Origin of the sequence: Corallococcus sp. AB045 (assembly GCF_003668895.1) — a bacterium.
In the GTDB taxonomy this organism is placed as follows: Bacteria; Myxococcota; Myxococcia; order Myxococcales; family Myxococcaceae; genus Corallococcus; species Corallococcus coralloides.
In genome coordinates, this window is sequence record NZ_RAWN01000061.1 from 22710 (window position 1) to 48830 (window position 26121).

At 69.2% G+C, this 26121-nt stretch carries 14 protein-coding genes; 6 read left to right on the plus strand and 8 right to left on the minus strand.

Going from position 1 to position 26121, the window contains the following annotated elements:
* Positions 1-5: 5 nt before the first annotated feature.
* Both D7Y21_RS16895 and D7Y21_RS16900 read right to left on the minus strand, forming a co-directional pair.
* The gene (locus tag D7Y21_RS16895; protein WP_121714364.1) at positions 6-8147 is read right to left on the minus strand and encodes a hypothetical protein; all 8142 of its coding nucleotides are present in this window, start codon (positions 8145-8147) and stop codon (positions 6-8) included.
* A 31-nt stretch (positions 8148-8178) separates the two neighbouring features.
* Positions 8179-10527, minus strand: coding sequence for an AAA family ATPase (locus tag D7Y21_RS16900; protein ID WP_121714366.1), 2349 nt, complete (start codon positions 10525-10527; stop codon positions 8179-8181).
* Between the two features lie 146 nt (positions 10528-10673).
* Between D7Y21_RS16900 and D7Y21_RS16905 the strand changes: the two genes are divergently transcribed.
* The gene (locus D7Y21_RS16905; RefSeq protein ID WP_121714368.1) at positions 10674-11174 is read left to right on the plus strand and encodes a flavin reductase family protein; all 501 of its coding nucleotides are present in this window, start codon (positions 10674-10676) and stop codon (positions 11172-11174) included.
* A gap of 45 nt (positions 11175-11219) precedes the next feature.
* The gene (locus D7Y21_RS16910) at positions 11220-11804 is read left to right on the plus strand and encodes a superoxide dismutase (RefSeq protein WP_120565653.1); all 585 of its coding nucleotides are present in this window, start codon (positions 11220-11222) and stop codon (positions 11802-11804) included.
* A 72-nt stretch (positions 11805-11876) separates the two neighbouring features.
* On the opposite strand, the gene D7Y21_RS16915 is transcribed toward D7Y21_RS16910, so the two are convergent.
* The 3 genes from D7Y21_RS16915 to D7Y21_RS16925 form a co-directional block, all read right to left on the minus strand.
* Positions 11877-14600: a serine/threonine-protein kinase gene (locus D7Y21_RS16915; protein ID WP_121714370.1), complete on the minus strand. Its 2724-nt coding sequence runs from the start codon at positions 14598-14600 to the stop codon at positions 11877-11879.
* 30 nt (positions 14601-14630) lie between these two features.
* Entirely contained in the window at positions 14631-15593 is a 963-nt protein-coding gene (locus D7Y21_RS16920; protein WP_121714372.1) for an SMP-30/gluconolactonase/LRE family protein, read from the minus strand.
* Positions 15594-15670: 77 nt separating this feature from the next.
* Positions 15671-16576, minus strand: a complete 906-nt coding sequence (locus D7Y21_RS16925; protein WP_158619381.1) for a sigma-70 family RNA polymerase sigma factor — start codon at positions 16574-16576, stop codon at positions 15671-15673.
* 127 nt (positions 16577-16703) lie between these two features.
* On the opposite strand from D7Y21_RS16925, the gene serC reads away from it, so the two are divergent.
* The gene (gene serC / locus D7Y21_RS16930; RefSeq protein ID WP_121714374.1) at positions 16704-17792 is read left to right on the plus strand and encodes a 3-phosphoserine/phosphohydroxythreonine transaminase; all 1089 of its coding nucleotides are present in this window, start codon (positions 16704-16706) and stop codon (positions 17790-17792) included.
* A gap of 239 nt (positions 17793-18031) precedes the next feature.
* Here serC and D7Y21_RS16935 read toward each other — a convergent pair whose 3' ends face one another.
* Entirely contained in the window at positions 18032-18262 is a 231-nt protein-coding gene (locus D7Y21_RS16935) for a hypothetical protein (protein ID WP_120565648.1), read from the minus strand.
* A gap of 242 nt (positions 18263-18504) precedes the next feature.
* Between D7Y21_RS16935 and D7Y21_RS16940 the strand changes: the two genes are divergently transcribed.
* Both D7Y21_RS16940 and D7Y21_RS43660 read left to right on the plus strand, forming a co-directional pair.
* On the plus strand, positions 18505-20781 hold the full coding sequence (locus tag D7Y21_RS16940) for a hypothetical protein (protein WP_121714376.1): 2277 nt from the start codon (positions 18505-18507) through the stop codon (positions 20779-20781).
* A gap of 94 nt (positions 20782-20875) precedes the next feature.
* Positions 20876-21352: a hypothetical protein gene (locus D7Y21_RS43660; RefSeq protein WP_199735431.1), complete on the plus strand. Its 477-nt coding sequence runs from the start codon at positions 20876-20878 to the stop codon at positions 21350-21352.
* On the opposite strand, the gene D7Y21_RS16950 is transcribed toward D7Y21_RS43660, so the two are convergent.
* Positions 21349-22353, minus strand: a complete 1005-nt coding sequence (locus tag D7Y21_RS16950; RefSeq protein ID WP_233591786.1) for a hypothetical protein — start codon at positions 22351-22353, stop codon at positions 21349-21351. The genes D7Y21_RS43660 and D7Y21_RS16950 overlap by 4 nt on opposite strands.
* Before the next feature lie 223 nt (positions 22354-22576).
* Between D7Y21_RS16950 and D7Y21_RS16955 the strand changes: the two genes are divergently transcribed.
* Positions 22577-24178 (plus strand): LysM peptidoglycan-binding domain-containing protein, encoded by a 1602-nt coding sequence (locus tag D7Y21_RS16955; protein ID WP_121714380.1) that lies wholly within the window; start codon positions 22577-22579, stop codon positions 24176-24178.
* A gap of 103 nt (positions 24179-24281) precedes the next feature.
* On the opposite strand, the gene D7Y21_RS16960 is transcribed toward D7Y21_RS16955, so the two are convergent.
* The gene (locus D7Y21_RS16960) at positions 24282-25877 is read right to left on the minus strand and encodes an aromatic amino acid hydroxylase (RefSeq protein WP_121714384.1); all 1596 of its coding nucleotides are present in this window, start codon (positions 25875-25877) and stop codon (positions 24282-24284) included.
* Positions 25878-26121: the final 244 nt, after the last annotated feature.

Genomic DNA, 26121 nt, shown 5'->3' on the forward strand with positions numbered 1-26121 from the left:
CTTCCTCAAGGGGGCCATCGCCCCGGGAGCAGATCGATGAGACGGCGGCCAAAGGTCTCCGCGTCCACCTCGATGGGTTGTGAATAGTAGCGCGGGCCCGCGATGTGGTACGTGCCGCCGGAGCCGGGAAGGTTGCCCGCCCACAGCGCCGCGAGCGGATGCGCCTGGCGCCGGAGCGACAGCTGGTAGGCCTGATAGGCCTGATAGTAGTGCCGGGTCTCGTGGACGATGGTGCCTACCGCTTCGCCCACCGTCAGCCCCTTCGCGATGACCAGCTGGCCCCGCTTCCGGTACGGCTTCAGCCGTCCGCCCTTGAGGCGCCGGAAGTTCCAGCTCATGTAGCCATAGTCCCCGCGCAGGCGCTTGAAGAGGACCTCCGGCCGCCGCGACTTCGGGATGCCCAGCGCCTCCATGGTGGCCTCCGCCGCCTCGCGCAGCGCCAGCTCCTTTTCCAGGGGCGGCAGCGCGTTGAAGCGCTTGGGGTCGAGTTCTGGAATCTGCACGAGCCGGTCGCGGATGTCGCGCAGCTGCGCGCGCTCGAAGGCCTGGAGCTTCCGCGTCTTCCATTGGAGGGACTCGGTGATGTCGAAGTCTCCCCACCCCAGCACCCGGCCGCCCGCGATCCGATTGCGGACCCGTTTGGTTTCGTCCAGCCCCGTGACGACATCCACCACGTCTTCGACCGAGGCGGTCTTGACGGGGGGAGGGGGCATGAACTTCTCGTCGATCCGGACGATGGTGCCCGCGACCTCGTTGGGATCCAGGCCGCGCATCATGGGAGGCCGGGGGTCGAGCTCGATGCCATGCTTCGCGAAGAGCCCCTCGCCGGGCGTGGCGCCGTTCACGATGGCCTCGATCCGGTCGAAGGCCCGGTCCGCGATGTCGACGTTCCCCGACTTGAGCGCCGTCCTGAGGTCGGCCTTGAGCCGCTTGACGAGCGCCAGGTCCTCCGCGCCCGGTGGCAGATGCTGGGTGAGCAGGTCCAGCTCGCGCCAGGCGCTCGCCGCCCGCTCGATGCGCTTGGACAGCAGCTGGGGGGGCATCTCCGTCTTGGGCCCGATGCGCACCTCGATTCTCACCCGCCACGCGTCCAGGGCGTCCCTGACCACCGCGGCGTGCCTCGGGCTCAGCTGTTGGCTGCGCCTCCAGTTGGGGTCGTCCAGCGCAGCGCGAAGCTGCTTCAGGTTGCCGGGCAGGTTCTCGCCGGTGGAGGTGAACTTGCGGAACCGGGGTTCGTCCTTGCCCCCCTTGACCTCCATGATGTGGACGTCCGCCTTGGTGGGATTGACGCCATCGTCGAACTGGAAGAGCAGCTCGTCGAAGCCGCTGTCCTGCTTGCCCTTGGGCTTGAAGGTGACGCGCTGGAACTCCTTGCCCGGCCCCAGCCGGTCGCCCAGGTTCGCCTCGGTCATCCGCAGGGAGGCGACCTTCTCCAGTTCGTTTCCCTCCCTCCGGGCGAATTCGCCGCGCGTCTCCCAGCGGTTGCCCGAGCGGGCGGAGAGGATCTCCTCGAAGAGGTGCTTCTCGCCGTTCGTGTCGGTCTTCTCGACCAGGCGGTAGTAGCGCCGTTCGTACACGCGGCCCTTCTTGACGAACTTCAGCTCCTCCCAGGCTGGTCCCACCTGGGCCAGCGTCTCCCCCGGGTTGAGCTTCTGGGTGGTGCGCTTGAGCAGCTTCCCCGTCAGCGGCGTGCGCTCCACCAGGCCAATCCTCGGGTCATTCAGGTCGGGACGCTGGAGGGAGAACGGGCCCACGTCTTCGTTCGGGTGCACGTCGAACGTCTGGGGCCAGTCGCCCTCGGCCAGCGCGCCCTTCGGCACCTCGGGTTCGCCGGTGGGCTTGGGCGCCTCCACCGCTGGCGGCTTCGTCTCCGGAACGACCACCTCCGGTGGCTTCTCCGCGGGGAACCCCATCTCCAGCTGCCTGGGCGTCGGAACCTCCGGCTCCGGCGGCTTCACCGGCTTCGCCGCATGGAACTCCATCTCCAGCTGCCGGGCCCCCTCCACCTCCGGCGGCTTTCCCTCCGGAGCCAGCGGAGCCTCGGGCGGCTTCTTCTTGCCGAACAGCCGCGGCGGCTCATTCAGGTACTGAGGCTTCGAGCGCACGCCCTGGCCGAACTCCGCCATCTCCACCGGCGTGAACGCATCCACCTCCTTCATCCGCTGGCGCAGGTTCGCCAGCGTCTTCTCTCCCTGCCGGATCCGGCGCGTGGCCTCCGCGGGCTCCAGGGTCACGCCGCGCTTGCCCTCCAGCGACGTGAGCAGCGACTCCTGAGCCGCGATCTCCAGGCGCAGCTTCTTGCGATAGAGCTCGAACTGCTTCTCGATGGGCAGCTGGTCCCAGTGTCGCAGCGCCGTTTCGTCCAGCGACCTGACCAGCTCGCGCGTCGCCTTGTCGTGGCGCTGGAGCAGGTGCAGGCCCTCCTCACCCAGGTCGGACAGGTCCGCGCCCGCCTTGATGATGATGGTGGGCTTGCCGCGCCGGAACATCGTGACGGCCTGCGCGGACTTGCTGCCGGTGAGCGACTCGAAGTCACCCTCGGAGAGCATCTCGATGGGCGTGTTCGCGAACGCTTTGCGCTGCGCGGGCGGGATGTGCTCGAGCAGCTCCTTGCGCATCGCGCGCTGGAGCTGCTGCCGGTCGAAGTCGCCCGACATCTGCTTGAGCAGGCCGTCGTCGAACTCGCGCAGGAACTCCTTCATGTCCCCGGCGGGGTTCTCCGCCTTCCACTTCTTGAAGAGGGTCAGCCGCTCCTTGGGCGTGCCCCGGAAGTGGAGCAGGTCCTGGGTTCGAGGTGGCACGTGGGGCTTGGAGATGCCGCCCAGCGCGCCCAGCCCTCCGGCCATCACCGCGCCCGGCGCCGCCTGCATCGCGGTGCCGGCCAGCACGTTGAAGAGCGCGTTGCCGCCCTTGTAGTTCTCGTCGTTGAGGACGTTGCCCAGGAACGCGGAGGGCACCGCCTGCGCCAGGCCTTCCGCGCCCTGGGCCAGGCCGTGCGCCGTCATGCGCGCCAGCACGCCGCCTTCCTCCGCCATGCGCGCCAGGAACCCCAGCTTGAGCAGCTTCGTGCCCATGCCCGCGGTGGCCACGGAGGCGAGCGCATCCACGGCGCCCACGCCCGCGTCGGTGGCGGCCTCCTCCCAGCCGTAGGCGCTGCCCTTCAGGGCGGCCTTGGTCAGCATCGTCACCGCGGCCGTCGCCACCGCCGTGCCCACCAGCACCGGCGTGCTGGCCATGAACGCGCCGAACGCGGCCCAGAACCCCGCGCCCGCGGGGGGGAAGAAGATGCTGACGATGACGCCGATGATGACCACCACCGCCATCACCACCACGGAGAGGATGGTCACCAGCCGGTCGGTGATGAAGTCCACCTGCTCGCGGTGCATCTGCACCGCCTCGTCCGCGTAGTCCCCCTGGCGCTGCACGCGCTCGGACTTCTTCTCCCAGTCGTCCTGCCACGTGCGCAGCCCGTCGACGGTGTAGTTCTTGTCCCCGGGCTTGGGGCGCATCCGCTCGTGCAGCTCCAGCGCGCTCACCTCGGCGTCGAGCGCGGACGCCTGGTCCAGCACCAGCTGGTACTCCGACGACGCCATGCTGTTGGTGGAGCGCGCCTCGAAGTGCACCCGGCGCCAGGCCCGGTCCGCCTTCTCCCGGGGCGTGACGGGCTCGCCGTAGTCCACCATGTCCATGATGTCGAACTCTTCGCGCCCGCTCAGCTCCTCGTCGATGCGATCGCGGAAGCGCTCGAAGGGCGTGCGCGTGTCACCAGGATCGGCGGGGTGGTCCTTGGCCCACTCCTCGGCCATGGCTTGAATCTCCGCCTTTGTCTTTCCTGCGAAGACCTCCTTGAGCGCGTCCTCGTCCGTGCCTACGCCCTGCACGGCGTACTGAACGATTTCGGCGTCGGTGAGGTAGCCCTTCTGCAGCATCGCCGCGACGGCGTCGCGGTCCGCGCCGGAGGTGTCCATCAGGACGGCCTGCTCGAAGCCCGCCTGCAGGTGTGTGCCTTCCACGTAGGCGCTGTCGTACTCGGCCGCCAGCGCCTTCATGTTCGCCTGGGCGTCAGCCTGGGCCTGGGCCTTCGCCTTGTCGTCCACCTCCTTGCGTTCCTTCGTGACGCGGGCCTGGACCTTCTCCGGGCTCCACTTCTCCAGGAACTCCAGCTCGCTGATGCGGCCCTTGCGGCGGTCCTCCTCCGTGAGCGGGCCCTCGCTGGCGGGTTTGACCTTCGCCTCGTCCAGGCTGCGCTCGATGTCCAGCCGCTCCTGGACGTCCAGGTATCCGTCGCGGCGCGCGTCGGCGATCTGCCGCTTGCCCTGCGCGGACATGGCGTCGCGGATGATCTTGTCGTCCGCGTAGAGGATGCTGGTGTGCTCGATGCGGATGCGCGCGGCATCCACCTGGAGTCCCTTGTCGTCGCGCAGGCCCTCGATGAGCTTGAGGTCCTCGCCCTTCATCTCGTCGTGGAACGCGGCGCTGAGCGCGCTCTCGCCCGCGGTGCGCTGGGTCCAATCCGTGCCGTATTGCTGCTCATACGACGCGTCGATGGCCTGGTTGCGCTTGAGCAGCTCCGCGCGGAATGTCTTGGTGTCCCAGCCGTACTGCTGCGCGTCTGCTTCCGTCTCCTTGCGGATGCGGTCGTAGACGCCCTCCATGGCCTTGCGGTCGGTGCCCAGGCCAAAGAACCACCCGCCGCGCATGGCGCGGTCCATCTCGATGGCGCGCGCGTCCTCGGTGCGGCCCTCCACCAGGGCGTGCATCTCGTCCGCGTCGTGCGTCGTGCGCGCGCCGCTGCGCAGCTCGTCGTCCATCTGGGCGACGAGGTCCTTGCCGTATTTCTGCTGGTAGGCCTTCTTGATGACTTCGATCTGCTCCGGCGTCTTGCCGCGAAGCAGGTTGAAGATGGCGTCCTCGTCCGTGCCCCAGCCGGTCCCGAGGAAGGTGCCCTCCATGGCGTCGTTCAGCTCGACGGCGGCGGCCTTGGCGGCGTTGCCGGAGAGCAGGGCTTCCGCCCTGTCCCAGTCATGCGTGGTGGTGCTGAAGAAGTCGTCCAGCTCGCTCTTGAGCCGCTCGCGCAGGTTCTCGTCGTGCTCCTGCTGGTAGAGGAGCTCGATGTAGTGGCCCTGCAGCGGGTTGAGGTTGGCGAGCGCGTCGAAGATCTTCTTCTCGTCCGTGCCCCACTGGTCCACGCCCTCCCAGACCTTGAGGGAGATGTTGCGGGCGCGGTTGCTGAAGAGGGGCTCCTGCTGGTCGACGACGACCTTCAACCGCTCCAGGTCGGTGGACGCGAGCAGCTCCTTCTCCAGGGCCTCCATCAGCGGCTTGCGGCGCTGGCCGATGATGCGCACGGCAAGGCCCTCCGCGAGCGCCTGCACCGCGTCCTTGCCACCCTTGCCGTAGTAGGAGAGCAGGATGGCCTGCTGCTCCTCGCTGAGGGCGTGGTTGCCCTTGATGGTCTCCGCGTCCAGCTCCTCGCCCTGGCGCAGGCGCACCTCCGCGAGGAACAGCATGTTCTGATCCAACGACGTCTTGTTCTCCGCCGCGCGAGCGGCCTCCCACGCGCGGCTCTCGTCGTGGGCGACGTCCAGCCAGTCGATGATCCACCCGAGCAGCCGGTCCCAGAATCCGCGCTCGTAGCCGATCTGCTTCGCATGCCAGTCGCGGATGACCTCCCGGGCCTCCTTGCCGGCGTCGCGCAGCTCCTGCTGGTAGCGCTCCACGCTCTGGTCGATGTCGCGCTTCGCCTTCGCGACGACAGCGCCAATCTCCTTGCGGCGGTCGTCCAGCCACTTCTTGGTGGGGCGGTACGCCTCCGTGGCCGCCTTGAGCTTCACCGGATCATCGCCGGCGTCCTTCTTGAGTTCCCACTCGTCCTGGAGCGCGGCGAGCTCGTAGGCGTGCATCTGGTCGGTCGCGGCCTTAGCGAAGGCTTCCTTGAAGCGCTTGCCGTTCTGGTCGTACCGGACGACCCAGTTGCTCACCTTGGTGTCCACGGCCGCGATGAGCGCGTCGCGCTTGCGTCGGGCCTCGGTCAGGTCGACGCCGCCCTTGATGGCGGCGGCCTTGGCCTCGGACTGCGCGTCGAGCGAGGCGCGCATGCGCGACAGGGCGTCGGCGAAGGACTTGCCGCCCTCCTCCAGACTCTTCTTCGCCTCCTCGTGGGCCTTGCTGAGCGAGCCGGTGGTGGCGGCGTGCGAGTCCACCAGTTGCTTGCGGCGGGCCTCCACCTTCGCGTCCAGGTCCGCCTTCTTGATCTGCGCGGCGTCCGCGACGCGCTGGAGCTCCGCGGCGAAGATAGGCCGTTCGGCGGCGATGAGCGGCACGCCCCAGGACGCATCCAGGCCGCCCGGGACATAGGCCTCGCGGGCCTTCTGGACGGAGGCATCGGCGTACTTGTCCGGAGCGGCGAGCAGCCGCGCCAGCACGTCGCCAATGTCCACGCGAGCGAAGTCGGGGACGTTGATGGGCGCGGGGGCGGCCTGTTCGAGGACGGTGATGCCCTTCGCGGGTTCCTTGGGTTGGACCTTCGCCTTCTTCTGCTTGTCGGCCTCGGCGGTGATCTTCTTCTGGAGGCGCGTCCAGTCCTTGAGCTTCTCCGGGTCGGTGGGCTTGGGGCCGCCGGGCTTGTAGACGATGTCGCCGAGCGGGCCCTTGATGAGCGTGTGCCCGCCGTCGTCGCGCATGAGCTGCGCGCCAATCTCCGGCACATGGCCCAGCGGGCTCTTCAGCAGGTCGGGGAGCCTGGCGTCCTTGACCTCCAGCTTCCGTTCGCACTTCGCATCCACCAGGGAGGAGGCCTTGCCGGTGGGGTCGTCCGGGATGGCCGGAAGGTCCTTCGGCTGCTTCGCCGGGGTGATGGCCTTCTTGCCTTCGTCCTCCAGTTGCTTGAGGCGCGCGGCGCGGACCGCGTTGGGGTCCACGGCGGCCTGGATGATCTTGAACGTGTAGCGGGGCGCCGGAGGAAGCTGGGGCTCCGGGACCCGAGCCGTGCTGCTGGCGATGCGGCCCTTCCATGCGGCGACCGGATCCGCGTCCGTGCCCATCACCGGGGCAGTGGGGATGGGCCCTGCCGTGACAGGTGCGGCCGGAGCAGGAGGCGGAGCGGGAAGGCGGGCAGGGGGCTCCACCGCCGCGACGGCGCCCGTCGGATCCGGTGCGGTTTCGAGACCGTGATTGATGCCCTGGACGCCCTGCGCGTGGGCCGCGGCCAGTTGCTTCTGCCAGTCCATCGCGGCCGGAGGTGCGGGCACCATCGGGCGCGCTTCGGGGAGGCCCGTGTCGACCGTGGCATCCGTCTGGATGGAAGGAGGCTCCCGGGGCCCTGTGCCAGGGGATGCCTGACGGACGACGATGTGGACATCGCTCTCGCTGGACAGAGCGGTCACCAGCGTGTCGATGCGCGCGGCGTCGTCCATGCCGCCGGGAGCCGTCCCCGTGGGGATGGATGCGGGCGCGGGAGCTTGATCCGGCGTTGCCAGTTCGCCGCCCGCGCTGGGCGCATCGACGGTGGTCGCCGCGATGTCCTCGGGCGCAGGAGAAGTGCTGCCCCCAAGTCCCGCCGCTTCCGCCTCTTCAGTGTCCGCAGCGGGTGCGAGGTCTGAAGCACGGGCCTCGGCGAGCCGAGCGGCGGTGTCTCCGAGCTGTTCAGCGGAGCCCGGAGGCAGGACGGCCATGCGTGCCGCATCACGCCGTCGAGCGTCCTCCTCCTGCTGCGCAAGGGTCGCGGGCTGGGACGCGCCAGCCGCCTGCGCGAGCCCGGTGTTCGGCTGGGGTGAGAGTCCGTGGATGCCCAGCTCCGCCTCGATGGCGCCGGGCGTGGAGAGCAGCGCGACCTCCGGCGGGTGGACCGGGCACGGCTCGAAGAGGTGCGAGCGCGGACCGCCCAGCGTGCGCCACGCCGGGTCGCTCCAGCGGCGCTCCAGGTCGCGCGCGGCATCGCGAAGCACGGGCCCATGGAGGGCAGGCGCCGCGCCCTTCAGTGACGCGAGCCGTGCCGCCAGCTCACGCGCGGGATTGGACGAGGAGGGGCCCCGGGGAACGACACCCGGAGCACGGGGAAGGGCCGCGGAGGACGAGGGAGTGCGCCCGGAGCTCTTCCGGAGCATGGCCTTGGCGGAGGCCTTCGGGCCCTGATCACGGATGCGCACGGTCCCCCCCGCACCATCAGTGCCGGGGACGCTAGGTCATCTCCACATCGAGGACCAGCGAGGCCCGGATGGGATGTCCATGACTGCTCCAGAATCGGTGGAGCAGGTCGAAGTCATAACTCTCCTGGACGCGAGGTGTGAGCTTGCGACCATCCAGCTCGTGCGGAAGGCCACGTGAGAGCAGCCCATGCAGCACGCCGAGCAGCTCATGTTCCTCCTCCGCGCGGTGGGACCACGCGGAGACGATGAGCCCCAGCCGCAGCGCACCGTTCTGGGTGACCGCCAGCCGGTAGAGCGCGAGCGACACAGCGGGCCGCTTCCCCGCGAGCGCCTCCCGGGTGGGAGAGCCGTGGAGGATGTGGACCTCCTTGAGGAAGTGTTGTCTGAGCTGCGAATCCAGTGCCTCCTGGAACACTTCCGCCACGCGCCGCAAGCGTGTGCCCGCATCCGAGGGAGCATCCGCCTCCGGACGCCGCGAGAGCCGGCCCAGCTCATACAACTCCAGCGCGACGGCGCGCTCCAGGTGCTCCTGGGCCAGCGGTGCGCCGGCCTGTTCAGCGAGGAAGATGGCCTTGAGTGCGGCGTTGCGGATGTCACCGCCCGCCAGCCGGTGCCGCTGCGCCAGGCCCGCCAGATCGAGCGTCCCCGAGCGAGGAACGCCCTCCGGAAGCATCAGCTCCCAGATGCGGCGGCGCTCCTCGACCTCGGGGAAGGGGAACTCGATGCGTGCGTGGAAGCGGCGCAGGAACGCTTCGTCGATGGCCGTCTGAAGATTGGTGGCGAGGATGATCAGCCCGTCGTGGCGTTCGATGCGCTGGAGGAGGAAGCCGACCTCCAGGTTGGCGAAGCGATCATTGGCGTTGCTGACCTCCGTGCGCGCGGAGAACAGCGAGTCCGCCTCGTCGAAGAACAGCACGGCGCCGGAGCGCTCGCCGTGGGACAGCACCTCATCGATGTTCTTCTCCGTCTCGCCCACGTACTTGCTGACGAGCCGGGACAGGTCGATGACGTACAGAGGCCGGCCCACCGCATGGGCGATGACCTCCGCGGCCAGGGTCTTGCCGGTGCCGGAGCGTCCGGAGAACAGCGCCACTGGGCCGGTGTGCAGCCGGAAGCGGCGAGACAGGCCCCGCTCCTCGGCGACGCGGTCGCGCTGCGCCACGTAGAACAGCAAACGCTCCAAGGCCGCGCGAGTGGTGTCACGCACCACGAGCTCCGCGAACGTCCGCGACGCCTCCAGCCGGTAGCCATGGCGAAGAGGCACCTGGACGAGCCTCAAGCCAGCGGCACGAAGCGCCTCCGCGCCCCCGCCCGGAGCCGAGTCGAACACGCGGCGGATCTCCTGAAGCCCGCCCCGAAAGCCAGACGCCAGCCGTCCCGCCTCCGCCTCCGTCAATGACAGTCCCCGAGCCCGGGCTTCCTCCATCCACAGGGTCCGCCGCTGCACGAAGCCCAGAGCGGGAGCCTCATGGTGCGGCACGGCGACAGGCTGCGCGGAGTCCGCGAGCACCAGGGCCTGCCCGCCAAACCGCTGGCACAGCCCGGACAGCGTCTCCGTGACGGAGAGAGCCAGCCCCGGCTCAGCACCGGACATGTCCACGGCCAACAGCGCGCCGCGCACGGACGCCAGACGCCAAAGGGCCCGGGCCATGGGAACCGGCTCCGGAGCCCCCGCCCACCGAGCGACGACCAGCGGCACACCGGCTTCGCCAGCGAGTCCCAGCGCCACGCCCAGCCGTTCGCCCTCGCCATGCACGACGGCGAATGTCCCGCGCGAGGAGGAAGGCAGCACCTCCGGTCCATGCCATTCCAAAGAAAGCTCACCCATCACGGACGGACGGGGCAACTCCAGCAGGGCCTCGCGGACCTCCGGAGCCAGGTCCACGGGCCGGAGCATGGGAGGAAAAGCACCGGCGCCCGTCTGCAACAATCCACCGCCCACCAGGAGGCCGCTGTCGGTCAGTGACGCCAGCAACCGCTGCGCGCGAGCAGGCGTACGTCCCAGGACGGTGAGCAGCAACCGCTCCACGTTCCAGCCCTGCGCGGTCTCGTCCTGGAGCACGGCGAACAGGCGCGAATACCGAGGCTCCAGCCACGTCGCGAGCAGGAGCAGCAACGCCTCCTCCTCCACGGTGTCCACGCGAAGCGAAGCCCGCAGGCGGGCGAAGGGAAGGGGAGGCGAAGTCCCCAGGAGCGGTGTCTCCGCGAGCGTCGAGCTGAAGGCGAGCTCCGCGGTGGAGGGGCGCACGGTGGTGCGCACGGCATCCCAGCCCGCTTCCTGTTCCCCCCGGAGCTTCGACGCGCGGGCCTCCTCCAGGTCACACACCTGGACGAGCAGCGCATCCAGACGCCTCAGCGTCTCCCCCCACAACGGATCCATGGGCGCCTCCAGCCGGCCAGCATACGGAGGGCGGGTGGATCCGGCCATGGACGGGCCCGGAGGGCAGGTGCCACTGCGTTGGTATTCCGCCAATGGATTGGAGGAAGTGCTGACCGGGTGGCGGGGCGGGTGGTAGAGACCGGCACATGACTCAGAGCGGTACTGAAGGGGTGTCGGCCCTGGACTTCCGGGAGGCGATGTCCCGGTGGGCGAGCGGGGTGGCGGTGGTCTCCGTCCGTGATACGGACGGGATCGCGGCGACGACGGTCAGCTCCTTCAGCTCCCTCTCCCTGACGCCTCCGCTCATCGTCCTGGCGCTGCAGCAGTCCTCCCGCACGCTCAAGCGCGTGGAGGCCGCCCGCCGCTTCAGTGTGAGCGTGCTGTCCACCATCCAACGCGACGTGTCGGTCCGCTGCGCGACGGGGGAGGCCGAAGGCCGGATGTTCGACGAAGGCGCCTTCGTGCAGGACAGCCTGGTGGGTCTGGCGTGCGCTCTGTTGGATGTGCACCGTTACGGCGATCACCTCTTGCTGGTGGGCCGTGTGGAGCGCATCCAGCGGGGAGTAGACGGAGAACCGTTGCTCTACTGGAACCGGGCGTATCGCGCGCTGACAGCGCACCCGGAGCCAGGGCCCGCCCCGAAGTAGCGAACGAGTAGCCGAATCTCACTGAACCCGGAAAGGACGCACCCGATGCCCTTCACGCTGCCCGAGCTCCCGTACAAGAAGGACGCGCTGGCCCCTCACATGAGCCAGGAGACGCTGGAGTTCCACCACGACAAGCACCACGCGGCCTACGTCAACAAGCTCAACGAGCTGACCGCGGGCAAGACCGAGGCCACCAAGTCGCTGGAGGACGTCATCCTCAGCAGCGACGGCCCCGTGTTCAACAACGCGGCCCAGGTGTGGAACCACACCTTCTTCTGGAACTGCATGAAGCCGGCCGGCGGAGGCAAGCCGACGGGTGACATCGCGGCCGCCATCGACCGCGACTTCGGCTCCTACGACGAGTTCAAGAGGCAGTTCACCGAGGCCGCCATCACGCAGTTCGGCTCCGGCTGGGCCTGGCTGGTGAAGGACGGCAACAAGCTGGCCATCATGAAGACGTCCAACGCGGACCTGCCGATGAAGCACGGCAAGAAGGCCCTGCTCACCGTCGACGTCTGGGAGCACGCCTACTACATCGACTACCGCAACCTGCGCGCCAAGTTCGTCGAGGTCTTCCTCAACAGCCTCGTGAACTGGGACTTCGTGAACGAGAACCTGAAGAACGCCTGACGTGAAGTGAAGTGACGGGAACCGCGCGGCCCGGCTCGGCACGGTCCGGAGCGGCGCGGTTCTCGGATGTGTTCAGTGCCGCTCCGGGGCAGACCGGGCTTGCGCCAGTCCCTCCACCAGGAACAGCCGCGAAAGCGCTTCGTTGTAGCTGTATGCGTAGGACCTTCCGTCCTCGGAGATCGCCAGCGTCATCACGGAGATGAGGCCCGGCTTGATGCCTCCCGCTGGAAGGGTCAGGTGCGGTGTGCTTACGCCGGTTCTCACGTCGACCCTGGAGACGCGCACCGGGAGCGAGACGCTTCGCAGATAGAGCGCCGTTCCGCTCGCGTCCCAGCCCGCCACCCATTGATCCGTGAACCGGCCGGGGACGGTGCCTTGCGCCTCACCCGTCTGGGAGAACAGGCGGAGGCTTCCCTCCGCGTCCACGGTCGCGAGGCGGAGGCCATCGGGTGAGATGACCGTGTGGAAGCCCGTGCCTTCCTCCGTGATGGGCCTGGGGGCTCCGGCGCCGGGTTCGAAGACCCAGAGCCGGGCAGGACGTCCCTCTTCGTGCGCGCGCAGGAGCAACCGCTTCCCATCCGGGAACCAGCGCGCCGTGAGCACCGTGGTGACAGGAGCGAGCGACAGCGACCGAGGCTCGCCCGCGCCCGTGGGCAGCAGCAGGAACTCCATCTGTTCGCCGTAGCGCACCAGCAGCACCTGCTTGCCGTCCGGAGACAGCGCCATGGGGATGCCGTCGCCCAGGCGGATCGGTGGGGCGCCATCGGAGGTGCGCAGATAGGCGCCGTAGGTGGGGCCCTCCACCTCCGCGCCCTCGGTGAAGAGGAAGGTCCGGCCATCGCGGGACATGTCCGTCATGAACGACGAGTCCGACCACGTCAGGTCCCGCTCCGTGCCCGCGTGCCCGAACGCCAGCCCCGTGCGGATCACCGGGTGATCCACCAGGACGGAGCCGTCCTGGGAGATGTCATGCAGCACCATCCGCCCGGCGATCCGATCCACCGGCCGCGTCGTGCCGCGCAGGTCGACCGCGAACAGCTCGGAGTCCGCGCCTGTACGCGAGGCGGTGAACCACACCTCGCTTCCATCGGGAGACCACGCCAGGCCCCGGATGCTCGCCCAGTCCGACGAAAGCTCGCGGGGCGGACCGTCCTTCTCCAGCACCCAGACCCCGCCCCGGTCGTCCTTGGGATGCGCATGGAACAGGAAGGCAATGCGCGCTCCGTCGGGGGAGACGCGTGCGTGGCTGATCCATCCCTGGGACTCGAAGCGCACCGTGCCGGGGGGCTGCTCCAGCCGGAAGTTCTCGCCCACGCGGCGCACCACCGCGAGCGGTCCATCCGCACGTCCCCAGTCCGCCTCCAGCACACCATCGAGCACGGCCCGGGGCGCGCCGCCCGCGAGCGGCATCAAGCCGAGCGTCCCGCTGCCATGCTCGGCGTCGAAGAACCGGGGCTCGAGCAGCACCGCCAGCTCCCCCTTCGAGGACGCGGCGAGCACATCCGCGTGCTGCCCCAGCGGTTGTGACAGCGGACGCTCCGTGCGCGCGCTGTAGAGCTCCGCGGGTCCTCCCTCCCACGCCGCGCCATAGAGCAACGTGTGTCCGTCCGCGGAGAACCGGGCGTTGAGCACGTGGCCCCGGCGGAACGTGACGGGGCGGTACGTCGGGCGTGAGGACTGCGCCGTCGGCACCGCCGGCCTGTGTCCGAACGCCAGGAAGCCACCCACGACAGACAGCAGCACGGCCGCCGCGGCCACCCACAGGGCAGGGCGTGGGAACACTCCGCGCCGCAAGGCCAGGGGCGCACCACGAGCCGCGATGGACTCCAGGGCGAAGGCCAGGTCCTGCGCGGACTGGAACCGTTCGCCTGGATCCTTCGCCAGACAGCGAGCAATCACCGTCCCCAGCTCTCCCGGCAGCACGGGAGGCGCATCGCGGAGCGCGGCGCTCATCCGCTCCACCGGGCTGTCACCGCCAAAGGGAGCACGGCCGCTCACGGCCTCGTAGAGCACCGCGCCGAGCGAGAACACATCCGCGCGAGCATCCACGCCCTGGCCGCGGATCTGCTCCGGAGCCATGTACCCGGCGGTGCCCACCACCGCGCCGCTCTGGGTGAGCGAGGCGTCCTCGATGCGCTCGGTGAGCCGGGCCAGCCCGAAGTCGAGGACCCGCGCGCTGCCGTTCGAGCACAGGAAGATGTTCGCGGGCTTGAGGTCGCGGTGGATGACGCCACGCGCGTGAGCGGCCGCGAGCCCCTGTGACAACTGGATGCCCAGCCGCAGCGCCTGCTCCGGCGGCAGCGGCCCACGCATCAGCCGCGCCCGCAGGGTGCCCCCCTCCAGCCACTCGGTGACGAGGTACGGCACGTCCTCGTGGGTGCCCACGTCGAACAGGGTGAGCAGGTGGGGATGGGACAGCGCGCCCGCCGCGCGGGCCTCCTGTCGGAAGCGGGCCAGGCGCTCCGCGTCCTGCGCGAACCGGAGCGGGAGCACCTTCAAGGCCACGTCCCGTCCCAGCCGCCCATCGCGAGCCCGGTACACGTCCCCCATCGCGCCACTGCCCGCATGGTCGACGATGACGTACGGCCCCACCTGCTCCCCAGGAGCGAACGAGCGGGGTGCAGGAGCCGCTTCCGCGAGCCGGCCCTCCGCGTGCCACGTCGCCGCGACGGCCGCGAGCAGCGACCCGCAGGAATCGCAGCGGGACAGGTGCGCCTCCGCGAGGACGCGCTGCTCATGCGGCAGGCGGTCCTCCACGAAGGCGAGAATCGTTTCCTCGGAGGGACATCCCGACATGGTGGGACGCGACTCTAGGATTGTTCGCGCTCAGGGCAGAAGAGGGGGGACGGCGACCCGGTACGCGCGGAAGGGCAGGGCCGGGGTCCCCGGCGTGCCGAAGAAGAACCCCATCTGCGACTCCAGCACCCACGCGCCGTCCTTCGTGATCGCGGCGGCGGTCGGCTCCACGAAGCCGTTGGCGAGCACCTCCTTCGCGCCAGCGCCTTCACCCAGCGTCACCAGCGAAGCCCGCCCCACCGTGTTCTCCACGACGAACAGCCGGCCCGAATCCACCCACTCGACTCCGTCCGGCGTCTCCAGCGCCGGCGTCACCGGGATGTTCACGGGCGCCGCCGCGCTGCCATCCGGCTGGATATCGATGGAGAACAGCGCACCCGTGTCGCTCTTCACGACGTAGAGCCGGTTCGCCCCGTCGTAGGCGATGCCGTTGAGCGTGATGAGGCCCGGCTCGGAGGGCTCGTACGCGGCATCCGAGGACCACGTGTCGAGCGCCGTCCCACCCACGGCCAGCCGGAAGACCGCGTTCCCGAACGAGTCCGTCACGTACACGTTGCCCGCGGCATCGACGGCGACGTCGTTGCAGAAGCTGACCTGGCTGGGCATGGCATGGCTGGCCTTCAGGGCACCCGTGGAGAGCGCATACCCGTTCAGGTACGAGGCCTGCGCGGGCAGCAGCAGGTCGTCGTAGGTGCAGGCCCAGAGCGTGTCGTGGGCCTCATCCACCTCGAGCCCGTAGACGCCGAATGAGGCCCGGCCCGGGACGAAGACCTCGGCCCCCAGCGAGCCCGGCTTGACGCGCGCGATGGCACCGGTGCCCAGGCTGCCCGCGTAGAGCGTGCCGTCCTTCGAGGCCGCGATACCCTCTGGAAAGAAGGCCTCGCCGGGCCACTGCACCTCGGTGGGGATGGAGGGGGCATCGTCGGGGAACGGCTCGCAGGCGGAGACGGTGGCGGCGAGGGTGACGACGGACAGCCAGGAAGAGACGCGCATGGGGCTTTCCTCGGTGAGGCCCGGAAGGGGCCTTTCGACGCCCTGACACCGGCCGGGAAATCCCTTGCAGCGAAAGTTCAGCCCCCCGGACCGAGCAGCCGCGTCAGGCTGAGGTCCACCTGGCTCACGACCAGCGCCGCGATGCTGTCCACCGAGGACGCGCCCACCCCCAGGCGTTCGCAGAGCCGCCGCGTCGTGGCCTCCGCCACCTGCTCCCGCGCGCGGCTGAGCCACCGCGACACCGTGGACATGTGGACGCGGTAGAGCGCCGCGATGGCGTCCAGCGACAGCGACTCCACGTGGTACAGGCGCATCAGCGTGCGGTCCCGGTCGGACATCTCACCCAGCGCCGTGCGCACGGCCTCCGTGAAGGCCTCGCGGTACCGCGAGCGCAGGTGTTCGAGCTCTGGCCCCAGTTGCTCGCCGAACGCGGACTCGACGGAGTCCTGCGCGGCGGAGTCGGCCCGGGCTTCGGAGCGCTTCAGGTTGAGCGCGATGCGCAGCGCAGCGACCCGCACCCAGCCGCCCAGCGCGCCGCCGCCGGTGAACTCTGAAAGCTTCGGCTCACAGCCGGCCGCCGCCGTGAACAGCTTCTCCCGGAGCGCCTGCCGCACCTCCGCCACGAACGCGGGCGAGCGGTCCACGCCGGACACGAACGCACCGACGTCGCGGAGATAGCCGTCCTCGAAGAACTGGAGCGCGGCGCGGTCATGCCGCAGGCACCCGGAGGCCAGGTACAGCTCCGAGAAGGCAGGCGAGGCCCCTTCGAGCGCCTCCAGGAGCGCCGTCTGGGACGTCAGCCGCTGCGCGACGAACGCCACGAAGGCGAGCGGCTCCAGCTCCACCCCGGGCCAGCGCGACCGGGCGCGGTCGAGCGACGCACGGAGCAGCTCCTCCAGGCGCGAGGGCTCCGGAAGCGGAGCGGGCGCGCGGCCAGGAGCCGCGAGAAAGGCGGAGGCCAAAGGAGTGGGCGCGGGGGACACGCCCGGGACGCTACCACCCCCACCGGGCGGACGAAGGCCACCGTCCGCCCGAGCCCACGTTGCTGGTGACCCCCGGAGTTCCACCGGCGAGAATGCCGGCGCGGTTCACTTGCCAGAGGACACTGCCATGCGCGTCATCAACTTCAATCCCGGCCCGGCCGGTCTCCCCACGGCAGCGCTGGAGCGGGCCCGGGACGAGCTGCTCGACTTCCAGGGCACGGGGATGTCGATCATCGAGCACAGCCACCGGGGCAAGGCGTTCGAGGCTGTCCACAACGAGACCATCGCCCTCGTGAAGGAGCTGCTGGCCGTTCCGGACACCCACGAGGTCCTCTTCCTCCAGGGCGGCGCCTCGCAGCAGTTCGCGCAGGTGCCGATGAACTTCCTGCCCCAGGGCGGCTCCGCGGACTACGTGGTGACGGGAGGCTGGAGCGAGAAGGCGGTGGACGAGGCGCGCTACTACGGCACGCCGCGCATCGCCGCGAACACGGTGGACAAGGACAAGCGCTTCACGCGAGTCCCCACCCAGGCCGAGCTCCAGTTGGATCCGAAGGCCGCCTACGTCCACATGACGAGCAACAACACGCTCTTCGGGACGCAATGGCATACATTCCCGGAAGTGGGGCAGGTGCCGCTGGTGGCGGACATGAGCTCCGACATCCTGTGGAAGCCCATCGACGTCAGCCGCTTCGCGCTCATCTACGCGGGAGCCCAGAAGAACATCGGGCCCTCGGGCATCGTCCTGGTGCTGGTGAACAAGGAGTTCATGGCGAAGGGCCGCAAGGACATCCCGAAGATCTTCCGCTACACGACCTACGCGGAGAACAACTCGCTCTACAACACGCCGCCGACCTTCTCCATCTACCTCTGCCGCAACGTGCTCGCGTGGATCAAGGGGGTGGGCGGCCTGAAGCAGGTGGAGGCCTGGAACCGAGAGAAGGGAGAGCTGCTGTACGCGGCCATCGACCGCAACGCGGGCTTCTACCGGGCCCCGGTGGAGAAGGCGTCGCGTTCGTACATGAACGTCGTGTTCCGCCTGCCAGACGAAAAGCGGGAAGAGGCCTTCGTGGCCGAAGGAGCCAAGGCCGGCATGGTGGGCATGAAGGGCCACCGCATCACAGGCGGCATCCGCGTGTCCCTGTACAACGCGGTGACCGTGGAGCACGTGAAGACGCTGGTGTCCTTCATGGACGACTTCGCGAAGCGGAACGGTTAGTCATCCCTGGCCCCACTCTCCGACCGCGATTGGCTGTTACAAAACAAAGTGGGCCTCATGGAATGCTTTGAGTGGCTCGCGAACGTTCTCGCTCGAATCGACAGCTGCCCGATTCGAGCTCGTGCGCTTTACGTCCAAGCTGTACCGCACCGGAGCTCGTTGGAGTCTGGGGCGTGGCTCCAATGAAAAGCCTCCGGGCCTTGGGACCCGGAGGCAGGTGGGGCGCTTCCTTCAGGTGTCTACTGCGGGTTGGTGCAGCGCCAGACCCCGCATGAACCCCCGTTCGTTCCACACTCAAACTGGGTCGAGCACGGCTTGCAGGTGCGAGAACAGATCATCTGGACAGCAGACGTCTGGTTCTCGGTCGTCTCCGGCGTCGAACCGGGAACCATGGCCAGGGCCGTGCCCGCCATGATGCCGATGATCAGCGCGAATCCAGGAATCATCTGCTTCAGTCGCGATGCCTTCATGCTTCCTCCGGGGTGGGTGCCATCGGGCCAGAGCATCCTGGCCCGCGCACAAGATGCATTCGAACAGACGCCGAGCAGCGCTCCAAGTTCGACGGCGCTCCAGTCTGGAACACCGCGCGCCGGAATGGAGCGAGCGTCCGTGCCAGTCCGGCGCGGCGCGGGGCAGTTCCAGGGCGGAGCGGTGACGGCATGGGGCTCGCAATGACTCGCGGCCGAACCCCACCACCGCGAGCAGGTGAGCCATGCCGTCCGCCCCCAGCACCGAAGCCATCCAGCGCATCTCCCTGAAGAACCGCGAGTACGCATACATCGAGGACGCCAACCGCGGCGTCGTGCTGATGGAGGTGGGCCCTCGCGTGCTCACGCTGGAAGCGCACCTGACGCTCGTGGCGAAGGAGCGGATGGTGGAGGTGGGCGCCGGCAGCTGGTGCGTGGTGCGCAACCCCGTGGTGCGCGTGGACGGCCAGGTGGCGCTGGACGACTTCGGCCAGGCCCGCGTCGCGGTGGGCGACCGCGAGGTCCGCGTGGGCCCGAAGGTGTTCCCGCTCTATCCCGGCGAGGAGCTGGAGGGCGACATCGTCCCGGAATACGTCCTGGGCGTGTCCGAAGCGCTGCGGCTGCGTGCGCTCACCGCGTTCACGGACACCCATGTCCCGGACGCGCCCCGCCGCCGCGAAGCCGGTGACGAGTGGCTGGTGCGCGGCCCCGGCCGCTACGTGCCCGGCGAGTCCGTCACCGTCGTGTCGCTGGAGAAGGCCCGCGTCCTCAAGGAGACCGAATACTGCGTCATCCTCAATCCCGTGGACCGCGCCACCGGCCGCGTCCAGGAGGGCCGCCGCAAGGTCGTCTCCGGCCCGGATGTCTTCTTCCTCGAACCCGGCGAGGCGCTGGAAGGAGACGTGCGCCGCAAGCACGTCCTGTCGGAACTGCAGGGCCTGAAGCTCCAGGCCCTGGACGACCTCTCCGAGAACGAGGGCGGCGAGCCTCGCGCGCGCAAGGCCGGTGACACGTGGATCGTCCGCGGTCCGCGCACCTACGTGCCCAGCGAGAAGGTGCTCATCCACCGGGAGATTGCCGCGCTGTCCTTGGGGCAGGGGGAGGGCCTGTACGTGCGCGACCTGCGCTCGGGCAAGGTGTCGCTCGTCCAGGGGCCCTGCCAGTTCATGCCGGAGGCACACCAGGAGCTGCACGAGAAGCGCCTGTCCCCGGACGCGGAGGCCCTGCTGGGACTCACTCCGCCGCTGCCGCCCGCGGAGGCGAAGGATGCCCGCGCGCCGCGGCCCACAAGCGCGACGGAGAAGGGGGACCGCACGCGCGCCATCGTGCTGCGCATCGAGGACAACACGGCGGTCCTCATCAACGACTTCGAGACCAACCACGCGCGCGTGGAGTTCGGCCCCGCGAAGGTGATGTTGCGCCCGTACGAGGACGTCACCGTCCTGGATTTGTCCGGCAGCACGCCCAAGCGCCCGCGCCAGCTCAAGGTGCTGATGCTGCGGCTGGGGCCGGACTTCGCCACGGACCTGTTCGAGGTGGCCACGCGCGACCACGCGCGGCTGCGCATCAAGCTCTCATACAAGTGGCAGTTCGACGTGCAGGGTGACGCGGAGAAGGACAAGGCCATCTTCCGGGTGAACGACTTCATCGGGTACGTGTGTGAGAACCTCGCGTCGCGCATCCGCCAGGTCGCCGCGGAGAACGAGTTCGAGACCTTTCACAAGAACGCCAGCGTGCTCATCCGCCGCGCCATCTTCGGCATGGACGACGCGGGCCGCGCGCGCAAGGACCGCCTCTTCTCCGAGAACCAGCTGCGCATCATCGACATCGACATCAAGGACATCGCCCCCGTCGATGAGAAGACGGCCCTGAAGCTGCGCGAGGCCATCGACACCAACATCCAGATCCAACTGGACGCCTCACGCCAGGAGGCCCAGGCCGCCGCGGAGTTGAAGCGCATCCGCAGCGAGGAGGAGAAGCAGCTCGCGGACATCGCCAGCCACCGCAAGTCGGAGGCGGAGCGCCAATCCCTCATCGAATTGCAGAACCGCAACCACCAGCTGGAGACGCTCAGCCGCGCCAAGGTGGAGGCCGAGGCCCAACTGGAACGCGCCCGCGTGGAGAGCGAAGAGGCCCTGGCCCGCGCCGAGTCCGACGCTCGTGCCTCGCGCATCCGCTCCGAGGCGGAGGCCGAGCGCGAACGGCTCACCACCCAGGTGACCCTGGAGCGTCAGCAGCGCCTCAACGCGCTGGAGGTGGAGCGCCAGTCGCGCCTCGCCGAAGTGGAAGCCGGCCAGTTCCGCCAGCGCGTGGAATCCCTGGGGGGAGGGGAGAACTTCGTGAAGGCCGTGGCCGCGCAGGCCCAGGCCGCCGTCGTCGGAGGCCTGGACAAGGTCGTCTTCCTCCCCAGCGGCTCCAACCTCAACCTCTTCGACGCCATGCAGGGACTCCTGGGCCCCGGCGGACAACCCCGCCTGTCCGCCCACAACACCCCGAAGCCGCCCGGCGACACTTCGGCCTGAAAACGGACTATCGATATTAAAAATAATAATCGTTATCGAATAGAAATCGTCTCCATCGAACGGCGGCGGGTCTCCGCGGCGAAAGGTGACGACGATGAGCAACCCCGGAGGGGTGGTCCGGGAGAGCGGTGCACGGTGGTTCGGCATGGGGGCCCTGGCGGCCCTCGCGCTGGCGGTGGTGGCGCCGGGATGCAGCGGCGACGAGTGCGTGGATGCGTTCGACTGCCGCGATGAGGGCGCGGCCCCCGCGGGCCAGGCCTGGACCTGCAACGCGGACAAGAAGTGCGAGCTGCGCACCCTGACGACGGACGAGCAGGAGGAGCCCGAGACGGACGCGGGCACGGGCACCGACGCGGGCACGGGTGGCGAGACGGACGCGGGCACCGCCGATGCGGGCACCCAGGACGCGGGGACCGTCGACGCGGGCAGGCCCGTGGATCCCATCGAGGATCCGCGCACGCCCTCGGATGACGGTGGCTGCCAGGCCGTGGGGGGCCCCCTGTCCGGTGCGCTCGTCGCGCTGTTGCTCGGCGGGGGCCTGCGGGCCCGGCGTCGCTCACGGGCGCGTTAGCGCTCGTACTCGTCGCACCCCGTCTCCTGCTTGGACGGGAAGGCGGACTTCTTCTCCTGGCGCACGTAGTCGTGGCTCTGGGAGAAGAGGTCCGGGCTGCTCACGGACACGGTGCCCTTCGCGGCGTCGGCCGTCTTCCACTGGAGCGCCTCCGGCTTGCCGTCCGCGGCCGTGAGCCCCAGCACCCAGGCCCCGGCGCCCTTGCCGGGCTCCACGGACGTCACCTTCAGCGTCGTGGCCTCCTGACCCAGCTGCACCTCCACCTCGCCCGTCGCGGGCTTGACGGTGAAGCTGCGCGTCGCGGCCGAGCAGGGCTTGAGCACCACGAAGCCCTTGCCCTGCCGCGTCAGCTCCACCCACGTCCCCGCGAAGGGCTGGAGCTTGTCCGCGGCCACCGTTGCCTTGGCGGCCGTGGGCGCCGACTCCGCCGTACAGTCCAGATCCTCGCGCTTGAGCAGCCCCGCCGTGGCCTTCTGCGGCCCCTGGAAGCGCGCGGCGAGGAAGTCCGGCTCCACCGGGTCGACGTAGGCCTCCACCGCGTCGCCGGACACCACGAACGCCTTGCGCGGCGTGTTGGCCGCGTCCGACGCGTGGAAGCCCGCCTTGGACACCTTCACCTTGCAGATGCCCAGCGGCTTGGCGGTGCTCCGGGCGAACGTGTCCTTGCCCGGGTAGCCGGCTCCGCAACAGGACGGTGACGGACCCGACTCCAGCACGAACTGCTTGGGATTGACGCGCAGCGTCCAGGCGCCCTCCTCACCGGCCTGCCGAAGTGACCAATTCGTGACTGTCTTCTTCTGGACGACCAGGGCGCAATCACAGGTGCCCGCGCTGCTGCCCTGCGGGAACGAACCCGAGAAGTGCACGAGCGTCTCGTTGCTGCCCTCGACGATGGCCAGCGTCCCGCCCTTGTTCGAATAGACCCCTGTGAGTCCCTCGGACCCCTGAGCCGAGGCCTCCGGGACCGCGCTCGTGACGCAAATGGCAAACAGCAATGCCACACTTTTGAATTCCGGTTGGATCCTGAACATCCGATTGGTCCTCCTGGGCAGCTTCTTCAGTCTCAACGGATCGATCCGCTGAAACTGAAGTTGCCGGAATCACTGGTTTCACAGGATTGCGACTGGGAATGCGAAACTGATCGCATTGCCTTTCGATAATCGCTGCAATCCAAGCACGTCCGCGACGCCTCTGTTCGCGGCCAGACATAGAGGGGTCTTCTCCGTGACCGTCTCCAATATCCGCATCAAGTCGGGTGACACGCTTACCGGCCTCGCGAAGCGTTACAACACGACCGTCGACGCGCTGGCCAAGGCGAACAACATCAAGGATCCGAACAAGATCCAGGCCGGCAAGTCGCTGAAGGTGCAGGACGGCTTCGACACGAAGGGCACCACCAAGTCGAGCGCCGGGACGAAGACCTCGGGTGACAGCTTCACGCAGTCCACGGACGGCGCGAAGGCGACGACGCCCGCGACGAACACGTCCTCCAGCAGCGCGACCAGCGGGGAGCTGGGTGGGCTGAGCCGCAAGTACGAGGCTCGTGGCCCCGGCACTGTGTCCACGGGCAAGGGCGACAAGGGCGGCGTGTCCTATGGCTCCTACCAGTTCGCCTCCGCGAACGGGTCCGCGCAGTCGTTCGTCAACTCGCTGAAGAAGACGAACCCGGATTTCCACAAGGCGCTGTCGGGCAGCAAGCCGGGCTCCGCGGAGTTCTCCGCCGCGTGGAAGCAGCTGGCGGCGAAGGACCCGAAGGGCTTCGACAAGGCGCAGCACGACTACATCAAGGCCACGCACTACGACAAGGGCGCCGCCAACATCAAGAATGCGACGGGCATCGACCTGGACAAGCGCTCCGCGGCGCTGCGGGACGTGGCCTGGTCCACCTCCGTGCAGCACGGCCCGGGCAAGGCGGATGACATCTTCAAGAAGGCGCTGGCCGGGCGCGACCCCGCGAAGGTGAGCGACGAGCAGCTCATCAAGGACATCTACGCCGAGCGCGGCCGCACCAACGGCAACGGCACCCTGGTGCACTTCTCCGGCAGCTCCAAGGACGTGCAGAAGGGCGTGGCCAACCGCTTCAAGTCGGAGGCGAAGGACGCCCTCGCGATGCTGAAGCAGGAGAAGTCGGGCGCCACGACGAAGCCTGCCAACACCAACACGGGCGTGGTTCCCCCGTCCGTGAACAACGACTCGAAGCCGGGCCGCACGGAAGGCCAGGGCACGAACACCTCCAAGCCGACCACGGAGGCGGCCCCCGCGAACACGGAGCAGGTGGCCCCGTCCAAGGACAAGCCTGCGGTGCACGTGAAGGTGCCGTACTACAGCCAGTTCGAGAACGGCCACGGCTACACCGCGAGCGACACGGCGTGCTTCAAGGCCGCGACGGCCATGTCGCGCGACGCGGGCGCGACCGTGCTGGGCCCCGACCGCCGCATCCAGGTGGGCACGAGCGAGAACGGCGTCGGCGCGCTGAAGGTGGACTCGAAGAAGGCCGCCGAGGGCCGCAACTACATCGACAAGCAGCTGGAGGCCGGCAAGCCGGTGGTGGTGGGCGTCAGCCACAAGGACGCGAGCTACAACGCGGACGGCCTCACGGACCACTTCGTGACCATCACGGGCCGCGGCGTCGACGACAAGGGCCGCACCTACTACACGTTCCACGACCCGGGCACGAAGAACGCCAGCACGGGCAAGGACACGAACCCGAACAACCGCTTCTACGTGGATGACAAGACCGGGAACATGTACCGCCCCGGCAAGGCCGCGAACGGCTACGTGACGGAGCGCCACTACGACGTGGCCATGGTGCGCCGCAACGCGTAGTCCCCGGCGGCGAAAGCCCCTGGAAGTGATTCGGCCCGGCGACCTCGTGAAGAGGTCGACCGGGCCGTTGCACGTCATCCGTCTGTCATTCGAAGCGCCGGCCCTACGCTTGCGCCGCCTCGCGCCGAGCGGGCACCTCGCCGCGCAGCTCCGCGACCTCTGCGCGCAGGAGCCAGTCGGTCGGGAAGTCCGTGCTCGCCCGGGCGATCTGCTCCAGCCGCTCGGGGGCCAGCTGCCCCGTCTCGCGGATGCGGCGCACCTCCGTGTAGAGGGCGGCCAGCGACGGGGGCAGGGCCTGCGCCTTGCGCTCGCGCGCCTGGGCCTCGCCGTCGCCCGCGGTGAAGGCGTCCAGCTCCCCGAACCACTCGTCCCACGTGCCCGGGTCGGCGGGGCCGCCCGCCACGGACGGCAGCTGCTCCGTCAGGTACAGGCGCGCCATGGACGGCAGCGTCAGCTCCTGGCCGGCCAGCGTGCCACGCAGGGCAATCACCTCACCGCCGCCTACCGCGAAGCCCTCCAGCACCAGCCCGCTGTCGAGCGTGAGCGTGAAGCTCCCGCGCTCCGGCAGGGTGCCCTGGCCAAAGGCGACCAGCGCCGCGCCGCTGAACGGCTTGTCCACGGCGTGCCCGTTCACGGACGTGAGGATGGGGCCCTCCAGCCGGGCCAGCGCGGTGGACAGGCCCGGGGCCACGTCCTTCGCGGCGGGCAGCAGCTCCACCACCTTGCCCGTCACCTCGCGGCCGTCCGCGAGCACCAGGTGGTTCACCGTGCGCGCGCGCAGCGCCTCGTTCAGGCCCAGGTCGCCGCCGCGCTTCCACGCGAGCGTGGACTCGAACTCGGCCAGGACTTCGAAGAGGTGTTCAAAGTCGCGCGCCACGAAGAGCTGCGGCTGCATGCGGGTGATGTCGTAGTCCGTGTCCGCGCACGCCACGCCCAGCGGCAGCTTGTGCACGGCGGACGTCAGGCAGTGCCGGGCCTCGCCGATGCTGGACAGCAGGCCCGCGCCGTAGATGCGCGGGTGCTTCAGGTCACCAATCAGCCCGTACTCCGCGGTCCACCAGTACAGGCGGCTCGCGCGCGTGCTCTCGCTGATGTAGCGGTGGCTGGCGTTGGCGGCCTCCAGGCGGGCCTGGGCGTGGGCGATTTCTTCTTCCGTCGCGGTGGGGTCCTCCTTCACCACGGACAGGTTGCGGATGGCCTCGAAGACGGCCTGGTCCTCCACGCTGGCAATGGCCTTGAATCCCACCAGCCCCACGGCCTTGAGGTACTGCGCATAGCGCGCGTTGGCGATGATGGGCGCGTGGCCCGCGCTCTCATGGACGATGTCCGGCGCGGGCGTGTACTGGATGTGCTCGTGCGTGCGGATGTCCGCCGCGATGGCCAGCACGCCCAGCGCCTGCAGCTCCGTGAAGACGGCCGGCGGGATGAAGCCGCGCACCGCCACGCAGGCCCAGCCCAGCTTGGACAGCTTCTCGTTCATCTCGTCCAGGCTGGGGATGGCCTCCGCGCCAATGCCCGTGGCCTCCAGGCCCTCCAGGTAGACGGGGTGCGCCTTGTCGCTCAGGTGCTCGCGCAGCTGCCCCAGGATGTGCCGCCACACCGCCTGATCCCGGGGCGTGTACGCCGCGTAGTCCTGGCCCACCACGTAGCGGCGCAGGTGGGCGGGAAGACGGGCAATGGTCCGTTCCGTGGGCGTCATCGCGAGCGGCTCCTTCAAGAGAAACAGGACTCCTGAAGAATACGCACCGCACTGCAAGACGGAAATCCGGCAGAATTCGACGTCTTCGTCGGATTATCGCCGTTTGTTCAGGCGGCGACGCACCCCGTCAAGGATGGCTTGGACGGCGGGGCTGAGGCCGCCCGAGGGCCACAGGGCCACCACCTCCACGACCTGGGGCTCCTGTTCTCGCAGGGGCCAGACGTGGAGGTCGGGGGGGAACGGC

Coding starts and splice junctions, on each gene's coding strand:
- D7Y21_RS16900 (WP_121714366.1), bottom strand. CDS start 10,527: ATGGATCCGTTGTGGGGGGAGACGCTGAGGCGTCTGGATGCGCTGCTC.
- D7Y21_RS16905 (WP_121714368.1), top strand. CDS start 10,674: ATGACTCAGAGCGGTACTGAAGGGGTGTCGGCCCTGGACTTCCGGGAG.
- D7Y21_RS16910 (WP_120565653.1), top strand. CDS start 11,220: ATGCCCTTCACGCTGCCCGAGCTCCCGTACAAGAAGGACGCGCTGGCC.
- D7Y21_RS16915 (WP_121714370.1), bottom strand. CDS start 14,600: ATGTCGGGATGTCCCTCCGAGGAAACGATTCTCGCCTTCGTGGAGGAC.
- D7Y21_RS16920 (WP_121714372.1), bottom strand. CDS start 15,593: ATGCGCGTCTCTTCCTGGCTGTCCGTCGTCACCCTCGCCGCCACCGTC.
- serC (WP_121714374.1), top strand. CDS start 16,704: ATGCGCGTCATCAACTTCAATCCCGGCCCGGCCGGTCTCCCCACGGCA.
- D7Y21_RS16935 (WP_120565648.1), bottom strand. CDS start 18,262: ATGAAGGCATCGCGACTGAAGCAGATGATTCCTGGATTCGCGCTGATC.
- D7Y21_RS16940 (WP_121714376.1), top strand. CDS start 18,505: ATGCCGTCCGCCCCCAGCACCGAAGCCATCCAGCGCATCTCCCTGAAG.
- D7Y21_RS43660 (WP_199735431.1), top strand. CDS start 20,876: ATGAGCAACCCCGGAGGGGTGGTCCGGGAGAGCGGTGCACGGTGGTTC.
- D7Y21_RS16960 (WP_121714384.1), bottom strand. CDS start 25,877: ATGACGCCCACGGAACGGACCATTGCCCGTCTTCCCGCCCACCTGCGC.